At 61.4% G+C, this 24,670-nt stretch carries 17 protein-coding genes; 9 read left to right on the top strand and 8 right to left on the bottom strand.

Features of this window, described 5'->3' with window-relative positions; translation table 11 throughout:
- Positions 1-168: 168 nt before the first annotated feature.
- Entirely contained in the window at positions 169-1,494 is a 1,326-nt protein-coding gene (locus U5A58_RS04060) for an MFS transporter (RefSeq protein ID WP_321908584.1), read from the top strand.
- Positions 1,495-1,506: 12 nt separating this feature from the next.
- Here the strand turns inward: U5A58_RS04060 and U5A58_RS04055 are convergent, their stop codons facing one another.
- The 6 genes from U5A58_RS04055 to U5A58_RS04030 all read right to left on the bottom strand — a co-directional run bounded on the left by U5A58_RS04055 (position 1,507) and on the right by U5A58_RS04030 (position 13,133).
- Positions 1,507-2,304 carry a sulfite exporter TauE/SafE family protein gene (locus tag U5A58_RS04055; protein WP_321960390.1) on the bottom strand — a complete coding sequence of 266 codons (798 nt, stop codon included), beginning with the start codon at positions 2,302-2,304 and terminating at the stop codon, positions 1,507-1,509.
- A 109-nt stretch (positions 2,305-2,413) separates the two neighbouring features.
- The gene (locus tag U5A58_RS04050; protein WP_321960389.1) at positions 2,414-2,872 is read right to left on the bottom strand and encodes an H-NS histone family protein; all 459 of its coding nucleotides are present in this window, start codon (positions 2,870-2,872) and stop codon (positions 2,414-2,416) included.
- A 233-nt stretch (positions 2,873-3,105) separates the two neighbouring features.
- Positions 3,106-6,576: an ATP-binding protein gene (locus tag U5A58_RS04045; RefSeq protein ID WP_321960388.1), complete on the bottom strand. Its 3,471-nt coding sequence runs from the start codon at positions 6,574-6,576 to the stop codon at positions 3,106-3,108.
- A 3-nt stretch (positions 6,577-6,579) separates the two neighbouring features.
- On the bottom strand, positions 6,580-7,830 hold the full coding sequence (locus U5A58_RS04040; protein ID WP_321960387.1) for a DNA repair exonuclease: 1,251 nt from the start codon (positions 7,828-7,830) through the stop codon (positions 6,580-6,582).
- Between the two features lie 3,102 nt (positions 7,831-10,932).
- Positions 10,933-11,928, bottom strand: coding sequence for a ParB/RepB/Spo0J family partition protein (locus U5A58_RS04035; RefSeq protein ID WP_321960386.1), 996 nt, complete (start codon positions 11,926-11,928; stop codon positions 10,933-10,935).
- Positions 11,925-13,133: an AAA family ATPase gene (locus U5A58_RS04030; protein WP_028208684.1), complete on the bottom strand. Its 1,209-nt coding sequence runs from the start codon at positions 13,131-13,133 to the stop codon at positions 11,925-11,927. The genes U5A58_RS04035 and U5A58_RS04030 overlap by 4 nt, the downstream gene beginning before the upstream one ends.
- Before the next feature lie 1,394 nt (positions 13,134-14,527).
- Between U5A58_RS04030 and U5A58_RS04025 the strand changes: the two genes are divergently transcribed.
- From U5A58_RS04025 to U5A58_RS04005, 5 genes are all read left to right on the top strand, one after another.
- Positions 14,528-15,871: a replication initiation protein gene (locus tag U5A58_RS04025; protein WP_321908184.1), complete on the top strand. Its 1,344-nt coding sequence runs from the start codon at positions 14,528-14,530 to the stop codon at positions 15,869-15,871.
- A gap of 493 nt (positions 15,872-16,364) precedes the next feature.
- Positions 16,365-16,508: a hypothetical protein gene (locus tag U5A58_RS04020; RefSeq protein ID WP_321945491.1), complete on the top strand. Its 144-nt coding sequence runs from the start codon at positions 16,365-16,367 to the stop codon at positions 16,506-16,508.
- A gap of 171 nt (positions 16,509-16,679) precedes the next feature.
- The gene (locus U5A58_RS04015; RefSeq protein ID WP_321960385.1) at positions 16,680-17,213 is read left to right on the top strand and encodes a PAAR domain-containing protein; all 534 of its coding nucleotides are present in this window, start codon (positions 16,680-16,682) and stop codon (positions 17,211-17,213) included.
- Positions 17,214-17,774, top strand: a complete 561-nt coding sequence (locus U5A58_RS04010; protein ID WP_321960384.1) for a lysozyme — start codon at positions 17,214-17,216, stop codon at positions 17,772-17,774.
- Positions 17,758-18,243, top strand: a complete 486-nt coding sequence (locus U5A58_RS04005) for a lysozyme inhibitor LprI family protein (protein WP_321945494.1) — start codon at positions 17,758-17,760, stop codon at positions 18,241-18,243. The genes U5A58_RS04010 and U5A58_RS04005 overlap by 17 nt, the downstream gene beginning before the upstream one ends.
- Positions 18,244-18,751: 508 nt before the next feature.
- Here the strand turns inward: U5A58_RS04005 and argG are convergent.
- Positions 18,752-20,086 (bottom strand): argininosuccinate synthase, encoded by a 1,335-nt coding sequence (gene argG / locus U5A58_RS04000; protein WP_110383903.1) that lies wholly within the window; start codon positions 20,084-20,086, stop codon positions 18,752-18,754.
- A gap of 162 nt (positions 20,087-20,248) precedes the next feature.
- Positions 20,249-20,932, bottom strand: coding sequence for a GntR family transcriptional regulator (locus U5A58_RS03995; protein ID WP_321934621.1), 684 nt, complete (start codon positions 20,930-20,932; stop codon positions 20,249-20,251).
- Between the two features lie 213 nt (positions 20,933-21,145).
- Between U5A58_RS03995 and U5A58_RS03990 the strand changes: the two genes are divergently transcribed.
- The 3 genes from U5A58_RS03990 to U5A58_RS03980 are packed head-to-tail and all read left to right on the top strand — an operon-like array spanning position 21,146 to position 24,589.
- Positions 21,146-22,558 (top strand): MFS transporter, encoded by a 1,413-nt coding sequence (locus tag U5A58_RS03990; protein ID WP_321960383.1) that lies wholly within the window; start codon positions 21,146-21,148, stop codon positions 22,556-22,558.
- Positions 22,555-23,913 carry an MmgE/PrpD family protein gene (locus U5A58_RS03985; RefSeq protein ID WP_321960382.1) on the top strand — a complete coding sequence of 453 codons (1,359 nt, stop codon included), beginning with the start codon at positions 22,555-22,557 and terminating at the stop codon, positions 23,911-23,913. The genes U5A58_RS03990 and U5A58_RS03985 overlap by 4 nt, the downstream gene beginning before the upstream one ends.
- Positions 23,906-24,589 carry an MmgE/PrpD family protein gene (locus U5A58_RS03980; protein ID WP_321960381.1) on the top strand — a complete coding sequence of 228 codons (684 nt, stop codon included), beginning with the start codon at positions 23,906-23,908 and terminating at the stop codon, positions 24,587-24,589. The genes U5A58_RS03985 and U5A58_RS03980 overlap by 8 nt, the downstream gene beginning before the upstream one ends.
- Positions 24,590-24,670 lie beyond the last annotated feature (81 nt).

The raw sequence follows: 24,670 nt of genomic DNA, 5'->3' as shown, positions 1-24,670 counted from the left end.
TCGGCATTTGCATACTTTGCGCGCAACCCATGCAAATCCCTCGATGCATGCCCATTTTGCTCCCTACACGCTTTCAAAATGTAATGAGGAATCGGGATGTCCATTGAAAAATCGGCGGAAATTGCCGCCCGCTTCGACCGGCTGCCGCCATCGCGCACAGTCTGGACGATGGTGATTCTGCTGTCGCTTGGCGGTGTATTCGAGTTTTACGACCTCTTCTTCACCGGCTATGTCGCGCCCGGCATGGTCCATTCGGGTCTTTTCACGCCGGAGTCGCTCGGCTTCTTTTCCGCCCTCGGGCCGCTCAAGGTGGCAGGCTTCGGCACCTTCGTGTTCTCGACTTTCGCGGGGCTGTGGGTCGGTGCGCTCGCGTTCGGTCAGGTGGCCGACCGCTTCGGGCGGCGCATCATCTTCACGTGGTCGCTGATCTGGTACATCGTCTGTACGGCCATCATGGCGTTCCAGACGAGCGGCCAGGCGCTCAATATCTGGCGCTTCATTGCCGGCATCGGCATCGGCATCGAACTCGTGACCATCGACACGTACATTTCCGAGCTGATCCCGAGCGGCGAGCGCGGCCGCGCCTATGCGGTCAACCAGTTCATCACGTTCAGCGTGGTGCCCGTGGTCGCGTTTCTCGCCTACATCCTCAAGGACTCCCATCCGATTGGTCTCGACTACTGGCGCGTGGTGATCCTGATCGGCTCGGTCGGCGCCGTAGTGGTGTGGTTCCTGCGCCGTCACATTCCCGAAAGCCCGCGCTGGCTCGCGCGCAATGGCCGCGAGGACGAAGCCGAACGGATCGTGGCCGACATCGAGCGCCGCGTAAGCGCCGAAACGGGCACAGCTTTGCCGCCGCTCGGGCCGATCTCACTGGAAAAGGCCGGGCGCGGCTCGCTTGGCGAAGTGCTGCGTGCGCCGTATTTGCGGCGCACGGTCATTTTGTCGATTTTCAACATGGCGCAGGTAATCGGCTTTTACGGCTTTGCCGCCTGGGTGCCGACGCTGCTGATCGCCCGTGGCGTTCACATCACGCAAAGTCTCGCGTACGCCTTTGTGATTGCCATCGCCAATCCGTTCGGACCGCTGATCGGCGTGTGGTTCGCGGACAAACTCGAGCGCAAGACGCAGATCGTCGGTGGCCTGCTGATTATGGCGGTTGTGATTACGTTATTCGCGCAAGCCACGCAACCGGCCGTCCTGATCGTGCTGGGCGTGCTCTTCACGCTCGCTTCGAACGTGATGTCCTACGCCTATCACGGCTATCAGGCCGAGCTTTACCCTACGCGTATCCGTGCGCGCGCCGTCGGCTTCGTGTATTCGTGGAGCCGCATTGCCGCCGCGTTCGCGGGGCTCGCCATCGGCATCCTGCTCCATCATTACGGTGTGCCAGGCGTGGCGGTGTTCATCGGCGCTTCGATGCTCGTGGGCATCGTGATGATTTTGCTTGGGCCGGTGACGCGCGGGCTCTCGCTCGAAGCGATCAGCCATTAACGAGTGCGATCGTCAAAACAGCACGTGTGATTTGACGATCATTTGCGCGGCCGCGGCCAGCACGCACACGAGCACGACAACGCGAAACGCGAGCGGATGCAGGTTGTCGCGCAACGGTCGAATCAGCAGCATGCCCGCGATGGCGGGCACGCTGGCCGCCGCCGAAATCGCGAGATCGACGAGATTGGCGTGGCCGCCATGGCTGAACGTCGTGATGAGCGTGATGACCGAAACCACGAGAATGATCGCGATCTGCTTCGTGAAGGCACGGCCCGTGGCGCCCGACGCGATCAGATACATGGCGAGCAAGGGCCCCGGCACGGCGGCAATGCTCTCCATGAGCGCCGCTCCGAAGCCGAGCGCGAAGCCCACTGGCCTCGCGAGCGCAGGCGCGAGTTTGAAGCGCGGCGAGACAAGCAGAAGCACAGCCGCCACGATCAACGCCACGCCCGAAGCCGCCTGCGCGTGATGCGGCTCGAGCGCGATCAGCACCGACACTCCGATCACATTGCCGATCACGGTGCCAATTAATGGCGCCGCAATATTGCGCAAGGTAGGCAGCATTTCGCCCCCCTCCAGCGCCTGCGGAATATTGCCGAGAATGATCGGCATGGACAGCAGCAGCACCGCTTCCTTGACCGGCAAGAATTGCGTGACGATGGGCATCGCTACGAGCGGCACGCCAATTCCCGTCACGCCCTTCACCATGCCGCCCAGCACGAGCGCAATCACAATGCCGAGCAATTGAAGCACGTCGAGCGACTGCAGATGGGGCGCGAGAAGGCCCGAGGAAAAAGATAGGCCGGACATCGGTGACAAAGATGGCAAGGGGCGCGCGTCGTTTCGCGCTACTCATGTGAAAATGGCCGCGGGCGTCGAAACGCCGGAGCGGCCACCGGGTGCACAAAGCGATTGTCGCTTATGCGGTCTTCTGTGCAGCTTTTTTCGCGGTTGCTGCCTTGGCGCGCTTCGCAACGGTCTTTTTCACCGCTGCCGCATTGGCACGCGGTTTCCGTGCGACTTTGGCAGCCGGTTTTGCTGCGCTGCCATTGATCAGGAATTTCGAACGGTCTTTCACGTCGCGAATCCATACCGGTGCACGGCCGCGGCCGGTCCATGTTGCGCCGGTTTTCGGATCGGCATATTTGGCCGCAACGGTGCGCTTCGGTCCAGCGGCTTTAACGGCTTTGGCGCCTTTGCCGGGTTTGCGGCCACGCCTCTTGCCGATGAAGTGTTCGATGTCGGCCACGCTCAGACCGTGCCTGGCCATCAGATCGCGAATTTTCGTGAGACCGAGCGACGTTTGCTTTTCCACGATCGATTCGGCCTGCTTTTGCAGCTTTGCGATCTTCGATTGAATTGCATCCAGGGTGACCATTCACGCCTCCTTATTCACGGTTTTTACGGACACCCTTCAACCATCACTGGCCGATCGAATTGCGATCTTGTCGGCCGGGGCGTCGCGAAAGACAGCGTGATTATGAAGTCAAATCACGCATGCTGGCAATTTTAGACGAATATTTTGCAGTGAAAAACATGTTTCCTGATCAGACTATTGATTGTTTCGCAAACCAGGTCCCCATGAATTCTCATTACGCCACATTCGCGCCGCTACGCGACGGCGGGTGCGCGCTGCAATTCGACCACATTGACCTGATCGCCAAATAGCTCGCGAATCAACGGCAAAAGGTGATCGTGGTGCGTGAGAAACAGCACCTGCGTTTTCGCCGATAGATTCCGTAACGCCGCGAACCCGGCCTTTGCGCGTTCGTCGTCGAAATTGATGAACAGGTCGTCGGCAACGAAGGGCAACGCCGCCTTGCTCGCCAGTTGCAATTCGAGCGCTGCGATACGCAGCGCGAGAAAAAGCTGGTCGCGCGTACCTTCGCTCATTCCGCTCACTTCCACGGTTTTGCCGTTGCTGCGCCGCGCATGCAACGCGGGCGGATTGCGTTCGTTATCGACAACTAGCCGCGCGAATTCACCGAGCGTGAGTCCGTTGAATATTTCCCCCGCGCGACGCAGCATTGGCCCTTGCTTCTGGTCGCGATAACGGTCGGTTGCCCATTTGAGCAGACGGCTCGCGGTCGCGGCTTCGACGTACTGTTCCGCGGCTTCACCCATGGCGCTCAGGGCTTCCTGGCGCTTTGCCTCCGCAAGCGCGGCATTGGCCTGGCCGTTGATCGCGTCGAATGCCTGCCTCGCGCTCACCTGTTGCTGCAGGCATTCGCTCAACGCGCGGCTGCCCGCTTCGCGTTGCTGGTTCACGGTTGCGAGCAGTGCGGGCACCTCGATGATGGGTTGCTCCGCGATTTCCGCGGCGATGGTTTCCTGCGCAAGCCCGTCGCCTTCGCGCACGAGCCGGTCCCGCGCGGCCGCAATCGCATTCGACAACGCGCGGCGAGCGTCGGAGCGCTCGGCGAGCGGCAATGCCGTGTCGATTTCGTTCACGCCCGCGAGCTTCAGGATGGGCTCGATGCGCGCCTGTGCGCCCGCCACCGCCGCTGCGGCATCGGCAACGCGCGTGCGGGCGCCCTGCACCTCGGCTTCGGCCTGGGCGAGCGATTTCGCCATTTCGCGCGCGGTTGCGAGCCGCGCCGCGAGTTGGCGCGCCACGTCGATGCCATCGCTCGACGCAGGCCCTTCGGGCGCGAGCGTCTGGGCCAGGCGTCGCGCGTCGGTTTCCAGCGTCTCTAATTGCGCGCGAATTGCGCGAATGCGGTTGCGGGGTACTTCGGCATCCGAAAAAGCAGCCGAAATGGTATTGGCAAGTTCGACGGCGCCTTCCGCCGCCGCGAGCGTCGCGGCGCGCGTGCCGAGATTCGCTTGCGCGAGCGCCTCACGCCATTGCATCTGCCACTTTGTGTAGGCGTCCTGCTCAATCGTCAATCTGGATTGCGCGGATTCGCTCGCGTGTTCAGCGTCGCGAATCTGGGCCTCCAGACCTTCGCGCTGCACCGCGCTCTTTTGCGCCGACTGCACCACGGTTTCGGCCACGCCGATCAACGTCGTCAGCGCATCGTCTTCGTTTGCCTTCGCCACCGGGCGCAACGTTACGAGCAGCGCTGCATGGGCCGCGATGCGCGCCGCTCGACGCGCTTCCAGCTCGCTCGCGCGGCGGTCGCTTTCGCTCTGCGCATTGAGCGCCGCTTCGCGATTCGCCAGCCACGCGCCCATGTCCGCTAGCGACATGCCTGGCAGGCGTGCGTCATTCGCAATCTGCGTCCAGCCATTGCGAAAGGTCTCGAGTTCGCGCTCGCGTTCGCTTAGCGCAGCAAGCTTGCGCTGCGCATTCGCACGCGCGGTTTCGACTTGCTGACGCAGATTCTGCAAGGTGGCCGCGGCCTGCGAAGTGCCGAGTTGCGCGTCGACGAGTTCGTCGGCCAGCCGCATCGCGTCGTCGACGGCGGGCGCGCCTTGCGCGAGACTGACGCGCGCCTCCTTGACCTCGCTCCACGCGCTATCGCGGCGCAGGCGCGCCGCCTGCACTTCAGCGGTCGTGACAACCTTGTTGCCCTGCGTGAACTGCGTCTCCTGCAACGCGAAGCGCTCGATATCCTCTTGCGCAGCCGCCGCCGCTTCTCGCGCGGCGGCGACCGCGCTCACGCGTTCGCTTTCTTCCTTTTGCAGCGCCGCCAGGCGCGTAGCCGATGGCAGGTCGAGCGCGCGCAGCGCTTGCACCGGCTGGCTCCATTGGCCCAACAGTTGGCGTTTTTCTTCGACCGTGCGTTGCGCATCCGCCAGTTCGCGCTCGAGCGCGCTTTCCTTCGTCACGCTGTTGCGCCATTCACGCGCATCGTCGAGCGCGGCGCGCAACGCATGCGGCACGTCGATGCCGGGCAAGCGCGTAAGCTGCTCCTGCAATTGGGCGAGCTTGCGCGTTTGTTCGCCGTGCGCCTCGCGCGCCGTCATGAGCGCTTGCTCACGCAGACCGTGATCGCGCAGCAGGTTCGTCACCGTCTTCAACGCCAGTGCACCGGGCAGCGCGGCGCGCAACGCGGCTTCTTCGACCGGCCAGCCAAGCTGCGCCGCAGCGGCGAATGCGGCGTCGAGATGGTTACGGATTTCCGTTTCACGCACCAGCAATTCGCGCGGATGATTGACGCATTCGCCGCGCAGCGCGTCGAGCGCGTCGATTTCGGCGGCCAGCGCGAGTGCCGCGCGATCGGGCTCGATCGCATCATGCGACGCCTGCTTGCTGGCGAGATCGAGCTGGCGCGCTTCCTGTACTTTGCGCTCGGCGGCGATGTCGGCTTGTGCCTTCAACAGATCGGCATACGCGGTGGGCGGTAAATCGACGACCTCGCCCAATGCGGCCAACTCGCTCTGCTTGAGAGAAAGCTCTTCTATATAGGGAGCGAGGCGACGCACGCGCTCGAGCTTCGAGCGCTGCGATTCGAGACTGCGCTGTTCGGCACGCAAACGCTCGATAGCCTGCTCGACCGCTTCAAGCGCGTCCTTTTTCTCGACCCAGTCGCGCGTGCGCACTTGCGCCACCTTTAGTTCGCTCGTTGCCTCGGCGAACGACGTTTCCGCCTGTGCATACGCACTGCCGCTGCGCCGCGGGGCCCAGAGTTCGGCCGCGCGATTCTCCAATTCCTCGCGCACGGGCCCGAGGCTCCCCACGCCCGCTGCCGATTCGAACAACACCTGACCGAGCTTGTCCGATGCGTCGAGAATGCTGCGGCCGCCTTCAATGAGCCGCGCATGATCGAGGCCGAACATCTGCTCGAAAAACTCCTTGCTCGCGCCGTCGAGAAATGCGGCGAGAAAATCGTCGGGCAGCTTGTCGTCCTGCGGGGTGCGCAGCGAGTTGCGCCCACGCGCGCGGTGAAAACGCTGCTCGGCCGCGCCGTTTTCCAGCACGCCGCCAAGACGCAGTTCCGGCGTGCCATGGAGGAAATCGAGCGGCGTTTGCAGGCGCATGCCGAACAACAACTCCGAAACGGCCGTGCGCACCGTGGACTTGCCCGCCTCGTTCGGTCCCACAATCACGTGGAAATCGTACGCCGCGTGCGGAAACGGCAAGGTCGTATCGGTGAACTTGCCGTATTTGATTAAATCGAGTTGCTTGAGACGCACTGGTCATTCTCCCGTGGAAAGGCGCGCGAGCAGCGCGGGACCGACCTGCTCCACCAGCGCCGCGAGTTTGCCGTCGCGGGCGAGTTCGAGCAGCGGCGCGTCTTCTTTCACTTCGCTGCGCACCTTGCCGACGAACGCACGCAAATCGCGTTCGAGCAGCGCGAGGAATTCGGGGTCTTGTGTGGCGGCGTCGAGTATCTGTTTGAGATCCGCGAGCGCTTCGATCTGTTCGTTTTGCGCGGCGGCCGTGTCGGCTGGGCTTGTTTCGAGCTTGACCTTTTCCAGCCAGAGCTTGTCATTGCCGATAATGCCGATCTGGTTGAGCACTTCGGCGCGCAATTGCGTGGCGCGCCCGAAAAACAGCCCATGCGCCGGCGACCTGCCCGTCACCGTCACGCGCACCGCACGCGGCACATGGGCATCGATGGATAGCAGCGCTTCGAGCGCAGCGCCAATCTTGCGCGCAAGATCCGCAACGCTTTCGCAGTCGCTCGCATCGACGCGCACCGATTCCCAGCGCAGCACGTCGAGGTAGAGACGCTCGACCTCCGTGCGGCCGCCCTCGACATTCACGAGCACGGCGCCGCGGCGCCCGGTTTCGCGGATGTGCCGCCCCTGGAGATTGCCGGGGAATACGATGGTCGATTGTTCCGACCACAGCTGAAATTCATGTACGTGGCCAAGCGCCCAGTAGTCGTAGCCCTTCGCGTGCAATTCGGCACGCGTGCATGGCGCGTAGGTCGCATGGGCGGTATAGCCTTCGAGCGCGGTGTGGAGCACACCGATGTTGTAGTAACCGGAAACCGGCGACGGGTAGCCCACCGCGAGATTTTCGACCACGGCCTTGTCTTTGAAACTTTGGCCGTGCAGCGCGACCTTGAAATTGTCCAGCACATGCGTTTCGGGTTTGCGATGACTGAATACCACCACGTTGTCGGGCAGCGTGAGTTTCCTGGTCATTTCGCTTTCCGCGTCGTGATTGCCCCAAAGGGCGAAGACGCGAATACCGGCCTTGCGCAGACGACCCATCTGCTGGCCGAAGAAAATGCCGGTGTTGTGGTCCTTCCAGTCGCCGTCGTAGAGATCGCCGGCAATGACGACGAACGCGACCTCTTCTTCAATGGCGCGATCGACGAGCAGGCGCAATGCCTCGCGCGTGGCATTGCGCAATTGGCTGGCCGGCGCATCGGGATAGGCGCTCAGACCGTGTAGCGGGCTGTCGAGGTGCAGGTCTGCCGCGTGGATAAACTTCACGACGTGTCCTCTATTGTGTTTGCGGGCGCTGAATGGGGAAAGGGCGATTGCTGCTGTATCGCGCGAGCGGCGCATCATGCGCGCTAGCGCTTTCAGCACGAACATGAGCCCGGGTTGAAGCCCGGGCATGTGGCTCGCGAACGCGGGCCAATTTTAATCGACGCGCGCGGGTCTGTTTTGGCTGGCGTGGCGCGGTGAAGGACCCGACATGTGTTGGCATGCGCCGCGCGCTGTCAATTTATCGACTGTGGAGTGTGTCGTTGCGCGAGACTGTTCTATATAGATGGCACGTCACTTAGGCGCGAAGTGAGCGCTGTGGATTGTGATGGCCGAATGAATTGCGGAACATGACGCAGCGATGTTTAGAGCCCGGGGGTGGCGTTGCGCGTGTCGCCCGCAAACACGAACCGGTTTGCTCCTCATGCTGTCGAATGCTGTGAGTAATCTTGTCCCGACGCGAATTGCTTGCAGGCGTGCCTCCGAGGGTTGTTTTCGATTGGCGTCGCGATATTGTCGAAAACTACAAAATACGTATTGAAATATACGACTGACCCCGATGAGGTGCGCTTTACCTCGGTGACGACCATTCTGGCAGAGTTTCAGGGTCGGAGAGACGTTATGATCGTGAAACAAGTACTAGAATTTGGTTTGTTTTAGGCGTGAAAGCCCCAAGGGGCTTAGGTTTCGCCGATTTAGCGATTTGGACAGAAATGTTTCACGCTGAATTGGACGCTGTTTGAAACAGGGTAAGCGCGAGCACCGGTTATTTACGCGGCTAAGCATACGTAGCGTTCCCTTTTAGGTCGACGTGTGGGCGGCTCGCTTCCGGGAGTTGCTCCCCGTCGTTTCGTGTTTCTTGACGGTCGACACGTCGATCGCTCAGTTGGTTGGTTGGTGGTTTGTTGATTGGTTGTGATAGCCGAGGCACCGGCGTGCGTATCGTGCATTGACGGTTAGGGTGCTCCGCGGTGCCGAAGAGGATTGTCGGTTAGTTGCATTTGTAGTTGATTTCGCGGGCGAGACGAAGGCGAGTTATTCGGTGATGAGTGGCAATGCGGTCGCGGCTTGCCAGAAGAGTAACGAGCCGAACAGCCTCGAGCTGCGGAACACGAAGGTCGAGTGCCGTGGCCCGCTACCGTATCGAACGTTCCTCCCCTGCTCGCGCACAGCGTGTCGCGAGCACCCCGCTGACACGCTGGCTATTCGATCTGTCGCGCGCTGGCGTGCCAGTCCTCCTTCAAGACATGCGTCAATCGAGAGTTGCTGGGCGGTGTTTCTTCGACCGTGCACGCGGCCACCTTCTGGGAGAGTCGTCGCTCAAAGCGCAAAGAACGAGAATTAGCGCATGGCCTAGGCGTGTTGCCGTCAGACGTCAGTCGAGCAAGCGGACTGCGCTCGTACGCTGGTGAGTTAGGCCCGTTGGCACGAACTTGCGGCGTGAGATTTCATGCGGCAAGTCGTCGAAGAAGCTTATTGAGCTGGGGGCATCTGCTGTGAGAAAAGGTCGGTGATGGGGGGAAGGCAGAGGCTCCAGGCTACGTTGACGATGCTCCACTCTGCGGCTCGTAGATCAATCAGGAAATTAACCGCAACTAGGCAACCGGGGTAGACGACTCCCTCCGCACGCAACCCATAGTCGTGGAGCGGCGCTTTGCGGGCCGTCCAATTGACTCCGGCACCTGCTCTTTGGGAAACGAGTCCAGCATGGAACTCGGCCGGCCTTTTGAGAGAGCGTGATCTCGAGTCCAGCCGCCGGAACGTCGGCGCTTTCCGTTGGCTCGCGAGCGCTCCTTACCTGGTGCCACAGAGAGTCGAGATGCGCCGTCGGTGTGTCGACTCGACACACCGGGGCGCGCCAGATCACACGCACGCCGGCTATGCCGGTTCCAACTGTGGCGGGCTGCGCAATGAAGATTGGCGACCCGATCTCAGAGCGTCGTGATACGCAGTCAGTGTGTCGACTCGACACACTGACTGCGCCAGATCACACGCACGCCAGCTACGCCGGTTCCAACTGTGGCGGCCAGCGCAATGAAGATTGGCGACCCGATTACAGAGCGTGGTGATACGTAGTCAGTGTGTCGACTCGACACACCGAGATGCGCGAGCCGACAAACATGGCGCCTACGTCGACTCCAACCGTGGTTGGTCAGCACAATCAACCATGGCCACCCGATCGGCGAGTTGCACGCAGACTCTACTGACGCGCCAATTGGATGCACGCCACCGCGCAAATGGGGCCTCCATATCTGTCGCCCAAAGTGACACGTCTCGGACCACAATCACGTGAGGGCGCAGAGGCAACGATAGTGTGTCGACTCGACACACTGTTTCTTCCACCCAGCGAGTCCCCTTAGACGAGAGGAGTCTCGCCCGCGCGCACACTACGATGGAGTCGTCGGGAACGCGACATCAAGTCTGGTTCTCGTCCCGCCACCGATGCGGCGTATCGCAGTTCGCAATCCCATCAGTCAGCCACGGCGACGATGCGGCGCGGTGTGTCGAGTCGACACACCGCGCCCGAGTGCAAGTTGGCGTGTGTGCGATGGGCCAATTTCTCACACAACACAATAGATAGAGCAACGGTCGAGAATCCCGCATGCCTGCCCTTGTGCCTCCTCTGACTCTCTCCGGTTTGTGACCATCCGCAGCGTGTGTCGACTCGACACATCGCCCCGATCAGCCGAATTCGAGTACCCAGGTTTCCTGACTTCCTGTGCGCCAACCACCGGCAGCAACCGGTAGGCAGAGCCCCTTCTGCGTCGTAGTCGAGACGCCTTATTCTCAGACTCTCAACGGGCGTGGTCGTCGTGTGTCGAGTCGACACACGAACGCTCAACGGAGTGGCACAGGCATTTCCGATGCTTCCGCCCGACAGCTCGTCGCGAGTCAGGCGCACTCCGCCCCACCGTGTGTCGACTCGACACACGCCGCGGTCTGTCGCGTTCCGCCGACCGGCGAGCAGCTGTCCGGCGCGGATCCTTGATGCGCCGTCTGCAGGCGCAGGTGCGGGTTGTGTCGACTCGACACACAATCCAAGCCACAAAAAGAAAAAGCCCGCCGAAGCGGGCTTCCGTCCACACCAACCATCCCAAGACTCGATCAGCCTGGCTTTACGTTGAACAGCTGACTAATCAGCTCCCGGATTTGCGTTTCCTGAGCATCCGAAAGCACGCCCGTCTTGAGCTTCACGGTAAAGCTGTTGGTATCTTTAGTGATGCTCCCAGCGTGGCTCTTGCCCGAAAAGATCTTCTCGATGCTGCGCTCGGAAACGCTTTCGGTCGACTCACCCCGGCTAGCTTGTGCACCGATCGCCGCAGCCAGCTTACCTTGATCCAGCGTCCGGCCGACTACGGCCGGCCACAACTCGCGCGCCGCCGAATGCCCTGCCACCCCATACTTCTTGATCGCCGAAACGACCTCGTCTGCAGCCGATCCGCCGAGCAGTCGGGGATTCAAATCAAGATCGCGTCGAATGAAATCCGGCAGATTTTCAAAGGCCAAAAACCGGTACAAGCCCTTGCGCGACATACCCAGCGCCTCGGCCATGCGCTTGCGAGTCGGAAACTCCCGTTCGGCGCGGCGTAGCGATTGCCCAATCTCATAATCAGTGAGGTCTTCGCGACCGACGTTTTCGACCAGCGCAAGCACGGCCATGTCCTGATCGGAACACTCGATCACCGAGGCACGAATGTCCTGCGCCTGAATCAGAGCGTGCGCACGCAGACGTCGTTCGCCGGCGATCAGCTGATAGCCGTTCTCCGCGCGGCGAACGACGACCGGCTCCACAAGCCCGACTTCGCGGATCGATTCGGCGAGCGATGCCAGGCCCTCGTCGCTGAAAATCTTGCGCGGCTGCCACGGGTTCGGCTGAATGGCGTTCACCGGAAGCATGAGCTTGTCGCTCGTGTTCTCCAGCTCCTGGATGCGCTGCTGCGCCACCGCCAACGCACCGAGCATGCCTGGTCCGGTCTTGAACGCGCTGCTGCGGCGCGGCTCCGCCGGAGCCACGGCAGCCGGGCGTTCGGCAGCGGGCCGCTCCGAAGACGAGCCGAGTTCAGCGGTCTTCGCCGCCATCTTGTCGCGGAATGAACTCACTTGCCGGCCCTCCATTGTTCTACGTAAAGATCGTCAATCCACTGTACGTAATCCGTCAGCGGCTGACGCACTCGCGCCACCGTCTTGTCCGCGAGGTCGCCCTTGCTGATGTCGAACACGGTGGCCATGGCCAGTGCGCCGTTGCTCATCGCGGAGCTGGCCGGCACCTCGAGCGCGTTCACCCAATCCTTGTAGGTCCGCTGCACCCAGGAGCGCACGACCGGTGCCGACGACGTTTTGCCGTAGTCCACCTTCGAAAGCAGAACGGAGACGAAGTCGTACGTCTTCTCGTCACCGCGTTCCATGATCGTGTGCGCGAGGTCGGAAAACAGGCTCCAGAACGACACCGAGCTGATGAAATCCAGGCTCTCGGGCACGAGCGGCATGACCATCGCGTCGGCTGCCATGAGCGCATTGATTGTGAGATAGGACAGCGACGGCGCCGTATCCAGAATGATGTAGTCGTATTGCTTGCGCAGCACTTCGACGCCCTGGCGCAGCAGGTCCCAGAACTTGAATCCCGGGTTCTTGATCACCGTGCCCGGAATATGGAACTCTGCGGAAAAAAGTGTGGGGTGCGCCGGAATGACATCGAGCCCGTCCCAGTAGGTCTCCTGCACAAAGTTCAGCAGGCCGCCTTCCATATGCGGGTCGTAGATGAACGGCAGGACCGTGCTATCCTCGGTCACTTCCTTTTCGGCATACAGACCACAGAGTTCCGTCAGCGACGCCTGCGGGTCCAGGTCGATCAGCAGGACCTTGCGGCCGCGCAAGGTCAGGCCTTGAGCGAGACACATGGTCGTGGTCGTTTTCGTCGAGCCGCCCTTGAAGTTGGCAACAAGGATCACCTTGCCATCGGCGTCGCGCACGCCGGTATGGAGCGGCGTCTGATAAATATCGGAAACCTGCTGGACCCAGGTTCTCGCTTCCGGCAGCGTGAAGACCCGGCTTCGCCCGGACCCTTGTGCCACGCCTTGCGGGAGGCCCTCGCGGGTGGCAAGCAGATTGTTTAGTTTGATGCGGTCGATGCCGCACATCTCTGCGACCTGAGCCGACGTAAAGGTGGGCGCCATCTTTCGCGGCCGCGGCGCCAGCATCATCTCCCGAAGCTCTTCAGACAGACGGCCAGCCTCTTCGGCAAACTCAGTGATCGCGGAAAGATCCACACGTCGATCGATCGACGGCAATTCGATAGTTTTCGCCATTAATACGCTTTTTATCAGAATTTGGATAAAGCGTAGAATACAGGAAAAGTGTGTGAAAACACACTAATTGAGGGCGATATGAAAAAAATGACCCTTCAAAACGGCCTGTATGACCCTCGCGAGACATTTCCAAGGCCAACGTACCAATAGAACCGGCAAAGCCACCAGCGCCCGTATAGGCCTACTCTGTCCGATATGCCTATTTTTTGCGCAATCACCCAGGGTCGGAACGATTCGTCGCAGCGTTCGCGGTCGAGGTTTTTGTGCAAATGTAGTTACCGATCGATCCACACTAAATGCATCGCTTGCAGATACCCCCTTGCGGTCACGGTTTTTGTGCACTTCCGTCGTCGATTTCGACGGCGCGCGAAGATGACGGCGCCGGGTAACGATTTTTGTGCTTCCTGATTTCTACTACCGCGCTTAGCCAGCCACAACTGCACAAAAACCGTTACCGCGTGCGTCCGGAGAAAGGCTTTGCCGCGTACGCCCCACCCTGCATTGCACAAAAACCGTTACCCCGTTGCCTCGCCATGTGCCTCACGGCTGCGAATCCGGACATCCTGGCGGTCAAATTTCCCCAAAAGCCTTCCCACGCTCTAGCTGCACAAATTCCGTTACCGCTCGCCTATGGCGAACCAGTGAACCGCGACGCCTCAACGGCACAATAAACGTTACCTCCCGGGGCGCTGTTCATGGTCTGCACAAAAAACGTTGCTATTGCGGCCTGTCTCAGGCTTGCACAAAATCCGTTGCCTTCGGCAATTCCCGTCGAAAAGTCACCCTGAGTCGAGTCTCACCGACAACCGTTGCCCGGTTCACCCCGATCTCGGCTGCTCGCTAGACCTTCTGCACAAAAACCACTTCCTTGAATCAGCCGATCTGCACAGAAATCGTTACCCGTCGATGTGTTCCACTGGTCCGAAGGCGGCGCGCGTCCGGAGTCCTGACCGCGGAAAGCCTTGTCAAATGGGCCTTTGCGGCCACTTTTGCGTAAATATTCTGACCAGTTTGCGAGACACAGCACGTCAAATTTCGCGCAGAGCATCTTTTTTTGAGCGCGGTTTGTTTGTTTACTTAAAGATAAAAACCCACCAACCAACTAACGTACGCATGCGTTTCCTTTGATTTCAAAGGCTTGCTCGCCAAAAGCACCGTTCTCTGTGCTCGCTGCACCGTTTTATGTGCAGCGAGGTTCCGTTTTATGTGCTGCTGGTGTAGAGAAATTTGTGCACTCAGGTACGTTTATTGTGCGCGAGCCAAATCGGGCGCCTGTTTGAGGTAACGTTTATTGTGTTGACTTGTGTTTGCGTAGTGATAGAGTGCCCGCCAATGTCGACGGGGAGAGCGTGCGTATGTCGGAGGAGAGCGGGCGAAGGACAACAACACTGCAGATGTCGCTGGGTCTCTTTGAGGAGATGTCCGGCCAGCCGATCAATGAGAGCACGCGCGAGATCGGCTTTCAGCGCAACAACGTGTTCGTCGCCATCAACGGGCTTGGGCTGTCGTCGCGCCGTTTCATCGACGCCGCCTATTTCATTGCCGCCCAGGAGCCCGCACCGCGCGATACCTACGACGTCGACCTGAACTACTTCAAGTGGCTCATGCGCTATGAGAGCCGCAACGTGCGCCATTTGCAGAGCGTCATCAAGGAAGCGCAGCGCGTGCTGATCGAGGTGACCGACACGCCGCCCGACCGCGCGCCCAACGAAGACGACCAGTGGATATCCGAGCAGCTGATGGGCAGCGTCAAGATCGGCAAGGGGCGCATCCAGTTCCGTATTCCGCCGCTCATGCTGCGCCACATCACCGGGCCCGACAAGCATCACTGGCTGAACCTGTGCATCACGGCGTCGTTCTCGCAGACCTACGCCCGCGCGATCTACGACTACGTGCTGCCCTACGTGGCAGCGGGCCTGACCGACTGGATCGAGCTCGACGTCATGCGGCGCTGGCCCGGCAAACTCGGTACGAGCGCGTCGGAGTTCAAGCACTTCCGGCCCAAGTACCTCGACCCCGCGGTGCGCCAGATCAACGAACTATCCGACATCGACCTGAGCTACGAGACCCGGGCCGACTCGGAAACCTCGCGCAAAATCAACAAGATCCGCTTTCGGATGAAGCGCAAGGACACGGTCGCGGCGCTGCTCTCCCGGCAGCCCGACGCGCACGACCTGCTGCTCACGCTCAAGGAGGAGTTCGGCCTGAGCAACAAGCAGTTCGACGTGATTGCGGAGCACCGCATGAGCTGGACCGACGAGCGCATCCAGCAGGCCATCGAATACACGCGTTTCCGGCTCAACCAGGGCAAGGTGACCAAGAGCCCCGCGGGCTATCTGATGAAGGCGCTGAGCCACAACTGGCAGGTCTCGGAGGCAGAGCGGAAGATGGTGGCGATCCAGAGCGAGCTGGCCGTGGCAGCGACCGCTCAGGAGAGCGCCAGGACGGTCGCGACCACGGCGGTGAAGCAGAGCATCGCGGCGCGCGACGAAGAGGCGAGGTCGCAGCGCAACGAGGAGGTCAAGCAAGGCCGCGAGCACTTCGAATCGGCCGACGAGAAGACCCGCAAGGAACTCGTGCGGCTCTACATCGCCTCGCAGGCCGGCAAGCTCATGCTGCGCCGCCTGAAGCTCGAGGCGGGGGCCCTCTCCGACGCGAACATCCTCAACCACTCCGATTTGTCGTGGTACTTCGGGCAATTCGTCTACGGGAAGATGAAGCAGCTTGCCGTGCAATGAGTGTCTTCAATACGCTTGACGGCTGATAGGCCGGTGGGCGTATTGAGGCAACGCCTGGCAGCCCGTCATTGCCTCCCGCGTTCACGCGGTGAAAAATCTCCAGCCGATCAATGGGTTAGGGCACTCGTCCCAGGCGTTCTCCACAAGTTTGTCACCACAATCTGTGGAGAAGTTTGGTCCACGGCGCGCAGGTCACACGAACGTCTGCACGGTTTGGGTTCAACAATCCAGGCGTTCACCTGCCGGATCTGAGTCCGCGCGGCTGTCCCTGTGCGCCCACAGACTTCTACGGGCACGCGGACAGGGAGACGCGCGAGCGTCTGTCGGTGCCTCCGATCTGCCAACTTTGTTTAGCGCCCGCTCATCCTCATGCCGTCTTCCCGAGCGTGCCGTTTCCTGAGCCGGTACGGATGCCGTGCAACGTCAATTTAAAGGCGGCGCAAAGAGTTGGTCAGTGAAATCGCCGGTCTTGCGGTGGAGCTGGATGACCAGTATGCCGTCATCGAACGCATGTCTGACCTGGCACAGGCAGCTGCGTTCGCGCAACGACCGCAAGCGCCTCGAGCGCATCTCGCGCTTCATTGAGGTGGCGAAGCAGGCTGCGACCAACTACCCCGACTTACTCGTCACTGGCTGATACCGATCAGCCTCTACACCATTTCTCATTTGTTTCATGCGTTACGTATCGGACTGCGAATCAATTTCGGATTTGTCCGGTTGCAGGCGACCAGTTGGTCAACGGAGCATGAACAAACATCACCGGTCGCGTCACCGGGCAGGTTGTTCTTCTATTTCACGGAGGTGTCGAATGAGGCGAGCCATTCTGAAGAAGGGTGACAAAACAACGGCTGGCGGCGTCGTGCTCGAAGGCATCGAAACCTGTACACACCACGGTACGCCAATGACGTTCATCGGCGCGAAGATATGGTGTTGCGCATGCAACTCGGAAGGCGTGATTGGTTGGAAGGGGCCGCATCGAACAGCAACGATGACGGGCAAGCAGCAGGCCCTGGAAGGCGATATCTGCTTGTGCAAGTGCGATCCGCCGCCTGTGCTTCTTGCGTCGCAGAAGAGCGCCTGGCATGTGTTCGAGGCGCATGAGTTGGGGGAAGCAACAGGCGCAGGCCAATTGATGGCTGGCGGAAATCCCGGCAGGTATGACGAACAGTTCACGCTTCGCGACGCGAAGGGTTCACCGCTCGCAGACACGTACTACACCGTTCGCATGTCTTCGCGCGAACTACGACACGGCGTAACTGATTCACGCGGACACACCGAGCGCTACGAAACGGACGGCGTTCAATCCATCAAACTCTATCTTGGTCACAGACAGGAGGCGTAAATGTCTGACGCACTTTGTACGGTAAAAACGAACACCGATCCGAACTCAAACGTCACAGCGTATACGCAGCGTTTGTGCAAACCGTGGAAAATGTCGCAAGACGGCATTAGATTTCTTGAGGGTTGGGAAGCGTATAGTGCAACGATGTATGACAAAGACGGAAGTAAGGACGGGAACGCTACGGTCGGATACGGCCATCTGGTCCACTTAGGAAAAATCTCCGGCGCTGTGTCCGAGAAGCCCTTTCTTAAGCGCATTACGGAGCCGCAAGCGGAGGCACTTCTTCGACAAGATATCGGATGGGCTGAGGGGATAATCAACGACACCGTTAAGGTGCCGCTGTTTCAGTTTGAGTACGATGCCTTGGTATGTTTCATGTATAACTTGCAGCGACACGGAAACGGGATACTAGATTTTGTCAATACCGGACAATACAACAAAGTCGGCGACAAGATGAGGACGTATGCGACATCGAAAGGTCATCCTGTGAAGGGCTTACTCAGGCGTCGCCATCGTGAGGCGGAAATGTTCGAGGCGGGAGTTTATGATTCGTCACACTGACATTCTATGTGCTCTGGCGATTCTCCCGATCTTTGCGAGTGCGAAGACTGTCTATTCTGGGGAATTTGACTACCACTACTTCAAATCGCCTGAAGCCTACTTTTCGGGACGATCCGCCGCCGAGGTCGCACATATGTGCGACTCAGGCGAGCATGCGAGTAACGAGGATCTGGGACAGTGTTCCCACTTAAAGTTCAACAAGTCGAGCAACCAACTAGACAAAAGGCTTAAAACGGTACGCCTGATGAACGAGAAAGGCGATAAGTCACTTAAAACTACCGGCGACCCAGCGGCATCGCCTTACTTCGAGAAAGCGCAAAACGCGTGGTATACGTATCGTGATAACGAATGCTATAGCGAAACCTACGCCATGGGTGAAGCGGCCGAACGCGAGATATTCTTTTGGGAATGTATGGCGAATATCACGAACAGTCGTGTGAAGGAACTAGACGATCTATTAAAAAATTGATTGGCAGTTTGCGAGTATGCGAATGGAAAAATCACAGGGTGTGATTTCCATGAAAACGAAGAGCAAATCCATACTACGTGGCAGCGGATTGCGGCCGGCATCGAGGGCTACATCGGGGAGCATCGCTGCAAGCTCGCGGCGCTCTTCCTGCATTCCGCTCGCTGCTGATGATTGACCTCAAGGATGCTGCCCGGCCACAACTGCTGGAGGGCGTGCGAATACTGACCTGTTCGCTTTTCGCTGCCCCGGTGCTGGCGGACCGGAAGAGTAAGCCGTTTGATGTCTAGCCCTATCACCAGGGGATGGCGTTCATGCTGAATCGTGGCGCGTTGGTAGAGGGGCAACTCGTCCGGCGACGGTTTCATGGCGAGGTGGCGCTAGCCGTTGTGACGTGGAGCTGCTTTGTCACCACAATCTGTGGGTAACTCGATCGCCAGATACCACCCCGCGAAGCCATAAAAAAAGGGAAGGCGCAGTGCCTTCCCTTTCTTCATCAAGCGACGACGCCTTACTTCTTCTCGTCGTTCAGTTGCGGCAGCGTATAAGCCGCACCCGGCGCGAGCAGGCCGACCTTCGAGTACACACGCAGCTTCTCGCGCGTGTCGGTGATGTCGAGGTTGCGCATCGTGAGCTGGCCGATACGGTCGCGCGGCGAGAACGTCGAGGCGACCTTCTCCATCGACAGACGCTCCGGCTGATACGTGAGGTTGTCCGACTTCGTGCTGAGGATCGAGTAGTCGTTGCCGCGGCGCAGTTCGATCTTCACTTCGCCGGTGATGGCGCGCGCCACCCAGTGCTGGGCCGTTTCACGCAGCATGATGGCTTGCGGGTCGAACCAGCGGCCCTGGTACAGCAGGCGGCCCAGACGGCGGCCGTTCTCGCGGTACTGCTCGATGGTGTCTTCGTTGTGGATGCCCGTCACGAGGCGCTCGTACGCGATGTAGAGCAGCGCCAGACCCGGGGCTTCATAGATGCCGCGGCTCTTTGCCTCGATGATGCGGTTCTCGATCTGGTCGCTCATGCCCAGACCATGACGGCCGCCGATGCGGTTCGCTTCGAGCAGCAGTTCCACGGCGTTCGGGAAAGTCTGGCCGTTCAGCGCGACCGGCTGGCCTTCTTCGAAGCGGATCGTCACTTCTTCGCGGTCGATCTTGACGTCGTCGCGCCAGAACGCCACGCCCATGATCGGGTTCACGATCTTGATGCCGCTTTCGAGGCTCTCGAGGTCCTTCGCTTCGTGCGTGGCGCCGAGCAGGTTCGAGTCGGTCGAGTAAGCCTTTTCGGCCGACATCTTGTACTCGAAGCCCGACTGGCGCATGAACTCGGACATTTCCGAGCGGCCGCCGAGTTCGTCGATGAACTGCTGGTCGAGCCACGGCTTGTAGATCTTCAGGTCCGGATTGACGAGCAGGCCATAGCGGTAGAAGCGCTCGATGTCGTTGCCCTTGTAGGTCGAACCGTCGCCCCAGATGTTGACGCCGTCTTCCTTCATCGCGGCCACGAGCATCGTGCCCGTCACGGCGCGGCCGATCGGGGTCGTATTGAAGTACGTGACGCCGGCCGTCGAGATGTGGAACGCGCCGCATTGCAGGGCGGCGATGCCTTCCGCCACGAGCTGCGCGCGGCAGTCGATCAGGCGTGCGCCGGCGGCGCCGTATTCGGTCGCGCGGCGCGGGATCGAATCGTAGTCGTCTTCGTCGGGCTGGCCCAGGTTCGCCGTATAGGCGTAAGGCACGGCGCCCTTGAGCTTCATCCAGTGCAGCGCGGCGCTGGTGTCGAGGCCGCCGGAGAAGGCGATACCGACCTTTTGGCCGGTCGGAAGGCTTTCAAGAATTGTGCTCATGATCAGAAAGAACCCGGTAGAACGAGAATGCGGAGGGAATTCGGTCGAATCGTCAAGTATGTTGTATCCCTGGCCTTTCGGCAAGCCTGGCGGGTAGGGCGGCAGGCCCCGTTCGACGCGGCATCCGCGTAAATAAAAAAGGGGCGTAGCGAGGGTGCGTGCTCAGCGCAGGCTGTCCCACGCGGCTTCGATCGCATGCAGTGCGCCCATCACGATCGAGCGGTTCAGCGCGGCGGCCAGCACGCCGTCGCGCTCGGCGTAGGCCTCGCACAGCCGCTGGTGGTCGGTGCACGACCGCTGCAAACGCCCCGGCAGCGACGTGCTCAGGTGGCGCAGGCGGTTCGTGCGCATGCGCATGGAGTCCAGCACCTCCTTGAAGATGCCGTTGCGGCTCACGCGCAGTTCCTCGTCGCGAAACGCGACGTTCGCCCAGAAGTAGCCGTCCACGTCGCCCTTGGCCGCGACTTCGGCCAGCTTGCCATGTGCGCGCCAGAGCGCCGCGATGTCCTCGTCCGTGGCGTGCTCGACGATCGCGAGCGACACCTGGCCGTAGAGCAGGGCGCGCAGCGCATAGATTTCGCGCACTTCTTTGAGCTGCATGGCGGCCACGCGCGGGCGGCGGCGCGGCGACCAGTCGACGAGTCCCTCACGCGTGAGCGCGAAAAGCGCTTCGCGCACCGGCGTGCGGCTCACGCCGAAGCGTTTGGCGAGATCGACTGAATTCAGGTCGTCGCCGGGACGCAGCCGGCCCTCGATGATGCCGCGCGCCACCCAGTCGACGATCTCGGCCACGCTCGACGGGTCGCCCGTTTCCGGGGCGGCCATTACGTCGACATCTTCATCCATGCGCTTTCCCCCGAGGCGCCGCGACCGGCCGCAGCGCCGCCAATTGTAACAAATCCCGAGTCGGCTTCGCTCTCGAAGTCACTGGTCACGTACTTAAGTGTATACACTAAGGCGGGAATATCTCGGTGAATCGCGAAATATCGCCATATACTGCTTCGTACTGTCGACACTAAAACAAAGTCCGATCGGCTACCCGTCAGGCAAGGAGACGCCATGTACATGGGAACTGAGATTGCCGGGTCAACGCACGTCGAGGCGAGCGTCTCGGCGCGGCTCGACCGGCTGCCGCCCACGCGGTATTTTCGCGGGCTCGTTGCCCGCATCGCGGTGGGCGGCTGGTTCGAGTTCTACGAGATGTTCATGGCGGCCTATATCTCGCTGGGCCTGATCCACAGTGGGCTGTACCGTGCCACCACCGCCGGTCTCTTCGACGTGAACGGCTTCGCCAGCTTCCTCGGGTCGTTCTTCGCGGGCATGTTCGTCGGCACCGTGGCGCTGGGCGGGATTACCGACCGCTTTGGCCGGCGCGTGGTGTTCACGTTTGCCATGCTGACGTACTCCGTGGCGAGCTTCATCGCCGCCTTCCAGCATTCGCCGCTGGGCATGGACGCCTGGCGCTTCGTGGCGGGCGTGGGCATCGGCATGCAGCTCATCACTGTCGACACTTACATCTCCGAACTCACGCCGCGCGACGCGCGCGGGCGCTACACGGCGTTCAGCATCCTCGTCATTCTCACTTCGGTGCCCGTGGTCGCCGTGATTTCCTATGTGCTCGTGCCGCGCACCTTCCTCGGCATGGAAGGCTGGCGCTGGGTGATGATCATCGGCGCGGCCGGCGCCGTGTTTATCTGGTTCATACGCCACGGCTTGCCGGAGTCGCCGCGCTGGCTGGAGAGCAAAGGGCGCGTGAGCGAGGCGCGCCAGATCGTCGACGAGATCGAGCGCAAGGTGGTCGCCGAAACCGGCAAGCCGCTCGCCGAACCGCCCGATGGCCCGGACGCGAGCCAACTGCAGGCACGCGGCGCGTGGATCGAGATGTGGCAGGGACGCTACTTCAAGCGCACGGTGATGCTCTCGCTCTTCAACTTCTGCCAGACCTTCGGCGTGTACGGCTTCGGCGCGTGGGTGCCGGTGCTGTTGTATTCGAAGGGCATCACGATCACGCATTCGCTGCTCTACACCATGGTGATCGCCATTACGACGCCGCTTGGCGCCATTGGCGCCATGGCGTGCGCGGAGCGCTTTCAGCGCAAGTGGCAGCTGGTCGGCTGCGCCATCGTCGTTGCCGTGGCGGGCGTGATGTTCGGCCAGGCGCGCGACCCGGTGCCGATCCTGCTTTTCGGCAGCGCGGTCACGATCGCGAACAACTGGCTCATCGGCATTTTCCACACCTATCAGGCCGAGCTGTATCCCACGCGCATCCGCGCGCGCGCCGTGGGCTTCGTCTTCAGCTGGAGTCGCGTGAGTTCGATCTTCGTTGGCTTCTGGGTGGCGGCGCTGCTCAAGCACTACGGCGTGCCCGCCGTGTTCCTGCTGATTTCGTCGGCCATGGTCGTGATCGTCGTGGCGGTTGGCGTGTGGGGTCCGAAAACCAACGGTGTACGTCTAGAGGAGTTGTCGCAATGAGGGGTTCCATCGCCGCGGCGTTCGCGCAGGGCTTGTATGCACTGGCACAACGTCCGTTGCCCGCCGGCGTTTTGAAGGAAGCGAAGCGTTCGTTCATCAACGTTGTGGGCACAACAATAGGCGCGTGTATGCATCCGGGCGTGGAGGCGATACTCGCCGCTGCGCGCGATCTGGGCGCTGCGCGCGAGGCGGGCGTGCTGGGCCGTACCGAGCGCACCGACGTGCATTTCGCCGCGCTGGCGAACGGCTTCGCCGGTCATCTGGACGATTTCGACGATACGCATCTCGCCACCGTCATCCACCCCGCCGCGTCCACGCTCGCGGTGCTCACCGCGCTCGCGCCGCAAACGCGGCCCACCGGCGCGCAGGCGCTCACGGCTTTCGCGCTGGGATGCGAGGCGCAATTACGTGTGGGCGTGGCAATCTCGCCGGAGCACTACGACCGGGGCTGGCATATCACGGGCACGTGCGGCGTGATTGGCTGCGCGGTCACAGCGGCGCTATTGCTCGGGCTAGACGAAGCCAAACTTAAGGAGGCTGTATCGATTGCAGCCTCGATGTTCATCGGGCAGCGCGAAGCTTTCGGCACCATGACCAAGCCATTTCATCCCGGCAAAGCGGCTGCCAACGGTATCGACGCAGCAAGACTCGCGAAGTACGGACAGCAGGCGGCTGCGGATATTTTCGAAGCGCCGGGAGGCTACGCGCGATCGCTCTCGACGAAGGTGGACTTCGAGCGCATGAATGGCGAGTTCGGCGAGCGCTGGGAACTGCTGTTCAACACCTATAAGCCCTATCCGTGCGGGATCGTCGCGCATCCGGCCATCGACGCGGGCCTTGCGATTGCGGGCCGCATTGCGGATGCCGCTTCAGTCGACGCGATCGTGTTGCGCTGCCATCCGCTCGTGCCCGAGCTGATGGGCAATCCGCAGCCGCATGACGGCCTGCAGGCGCGCTTCAGCGCGATCCATGGCGTGGCCGCCGCGCTGTGCGACGGCCAGGTGGGGCTCGCGCAGTACGAGGACAGCCGCGTGACGCGCGACGACGTGAAGACGCTGCGCGCGAAAACAACGCTTGTGCCCGACGCCGCCGTGAACCGCGACGAGGTGTATATCGAGGCGCGGCTTCATGACGGCAGCGTTGTCGCGCATCACGTCGAGCACGCGCGCGGCAGTCTCGCGCGACCCCTGACTGACGAGGAACTGCGCGACAAGGTGCGCTTGCTGATCGACCCGCGACTTGGCGCAGGCGCGGCGGATCGTATTGCCGCTGCCGTTGAGAACGTGGAGCGCGCAGCCGGTCTCGATGCGTTCTTCGCCCTGTGCACGCCTAACAAGGATCTGGTTCATGCATAACCCCGCCGCTCACTCCGCCGTTTCCGACGCATTCGTGTCGCTTGCCGCCGCGAAGCCCGGCGCGCGCGAACTCGAGGCCGCGCGCAGCGCCGTGGCCAACGCGCGCCGCTGCGCCGCGCAGCCCCGCGATGCCAGTCCGCTGAGCGAAATGCTTGGCCAGGCCACCGATGCGCGCGCGCGCGCGTGGCAGCTCGGCGCTGCGCTCGCTCCGCTGGATGCCGGTTCGACCGCCACGCCCGTCATTGCGGCAGCGCTTGCGCTGGGCGAGTCTCTCGAGGCCGCCGATGAGGACATCGCCGCTGCCGTGGCGGTCGGCACGCGCGCTTCGGCGCGGCTGGGGGGCGCCGTGGACGACGAAGCGTTTCGTGCGCGCTGGAACGTGGCCGCGTCGCTCGGGATCGTGGGGGCGACGCTCGCGGCAGCGCGTCTTCTCGGGCTCGACGCGCTGCGCACGCGCCACGCGCTCGGCGTTGCCGCCACGCAGGCCGCGGGGCTTGCACGCAACGTGGGCGAAGCCATGGGCGCGCTGGAGACCGGCAAAGCGGCCGCCGACGCCATCGAAGCGGCCTTGCTCGCGAAGCACGGCTTCACGAGCGCTGCGGCTTCGATAGACGGACGGCGCGGGCTGGCCGCGCTCATGGCCTATCGTTTCGACGCGGGCGCCATTACTGCATGAGCCGCAGCTAGCAGAACGATATCAATACCGATTCCGAACGGATAAAGATGCCAATAACGCCTTCGCCCTCGCGCCGCCGCA

It is taken from the genome of Paraburkholderia sp. J7 (assembly GCF_905220155.1).
Taxonomy (GTDB): Bacteria; Pseudomonadota; Gammaproteobacteria; order Burkholderiales; family Burkholderiaceae; genus Paraburkholderia.
Note: the sequence above shows the minus strand (reverse complement) of the source record. Positions and strands in the feature narration are given on the sequence as shown.

What these genes read in the sequence shown, in the direction of transcription:
- U5A58_RS04060 (WP_321908584.1), top strand. Translation starts at nt 169, where the DNA reads ATGGTGATTCTGCTGTCGCTTGGCGGTGTATTCGAGTTTTACGACCTC.
- U5A58_RS04055 (WP_321960390.1), bottom strand. Translation starts at nt 2,304, where the DNA reads ATGTCCGGCCTATCTTTTTCCTCGGGCCTTCTCGCGCCCCATCTGCAG.
- U5A58_RS04050 (WP_321960389.1), bottom strand. Translation starts at nt 2,872, where the DNA reads ATGGTCACCCTGGATGCAATTCAATCGAAGATCGCAAAGCTGCAAAAG.
- U5A58_RS04030 (WP_028208684.1), bottom strand. Translation starts at nt 13,133, where the DNA reads ATGGCGAAAACTATCGAATTGCCGTCGATCGATCGACGTGTGGATCTT.
- U5A58_RS04025 (WP_321908184.1), top strand. Translation starts at nt 14,528, where the DNA reads ATGTCGCTGGGTCTCTTTGAGGAGATGTCCGGCCAGCCGATCAATGAG.
- U5A58_RS04020 (WP_321945491.1), top strand. Translation starts at nt 16,365, where the DNA reads ATGCCGTCATCGAACGCATGTCTGACCTGGCACAGGCAGCTGCGTTCG.
- U5A58_RS04015 (WP_321960385.1), top strand. Translation starts at nt 16,680, where the DNA reads ATGAGGCGAGCCATTCTGAAGAAGGGTGACAAAACAACGGCTGGCGGC.
- U5A58_RS04010 (WP_321960384.1), top strand. Translation starts at nt 17,214, where the DNA reads ATGTCTGACGCACTTTGTACGGTAAAAACGAACACCGATCCGAACTCA.
- U5A58_RS04005 (WP_321945494.1), top strand. Translation starts at nt 17,758, where the DNA reads ATGATTCGTCACACTGACATTCTATGTGCTCTGGCGATTCTCCCGATC.
- argG (WP_110383903.1), bottom strand. Translation starts at nt 20,086, where the DNA reads ATGAGCACAATTCTTGAAAGCCTTCCGACCGGCCAAAAGGTCGGTATC.
- U5A58_RS03995 (WP_321934621.1), bottom strand. Translation starts at nt 20,932, where the DNA reads ATGGATGAAGATGTCGACGTAATGGCCGCCCCGGAAACGGGCGACCCG.
- U5A58_RS03990 (WP_321960383.1), top strand. Translation starts at nt 21,146, where the DNA reads ATGTACATGGGAACTGAGATTGCCGGGTCAACGCACGTCGAGGCGAGC.
- U5A58_RS03985 (WP_321960382.1), top strand. Translation starts at nt 22,555, where the DNA reads ATGAGGGGTTCCATCGCCGCGGCGTTCGCGCAGGGCTTGTATGCACTG.
- U5A58_RS03980 (WP_321960381.1), top strand. Translation starts at nt 23,906, where the DNA reads ATGCATAACCCCGCCGCTCACTCCGCCGTTTCCGACGCATTCGTGTCG.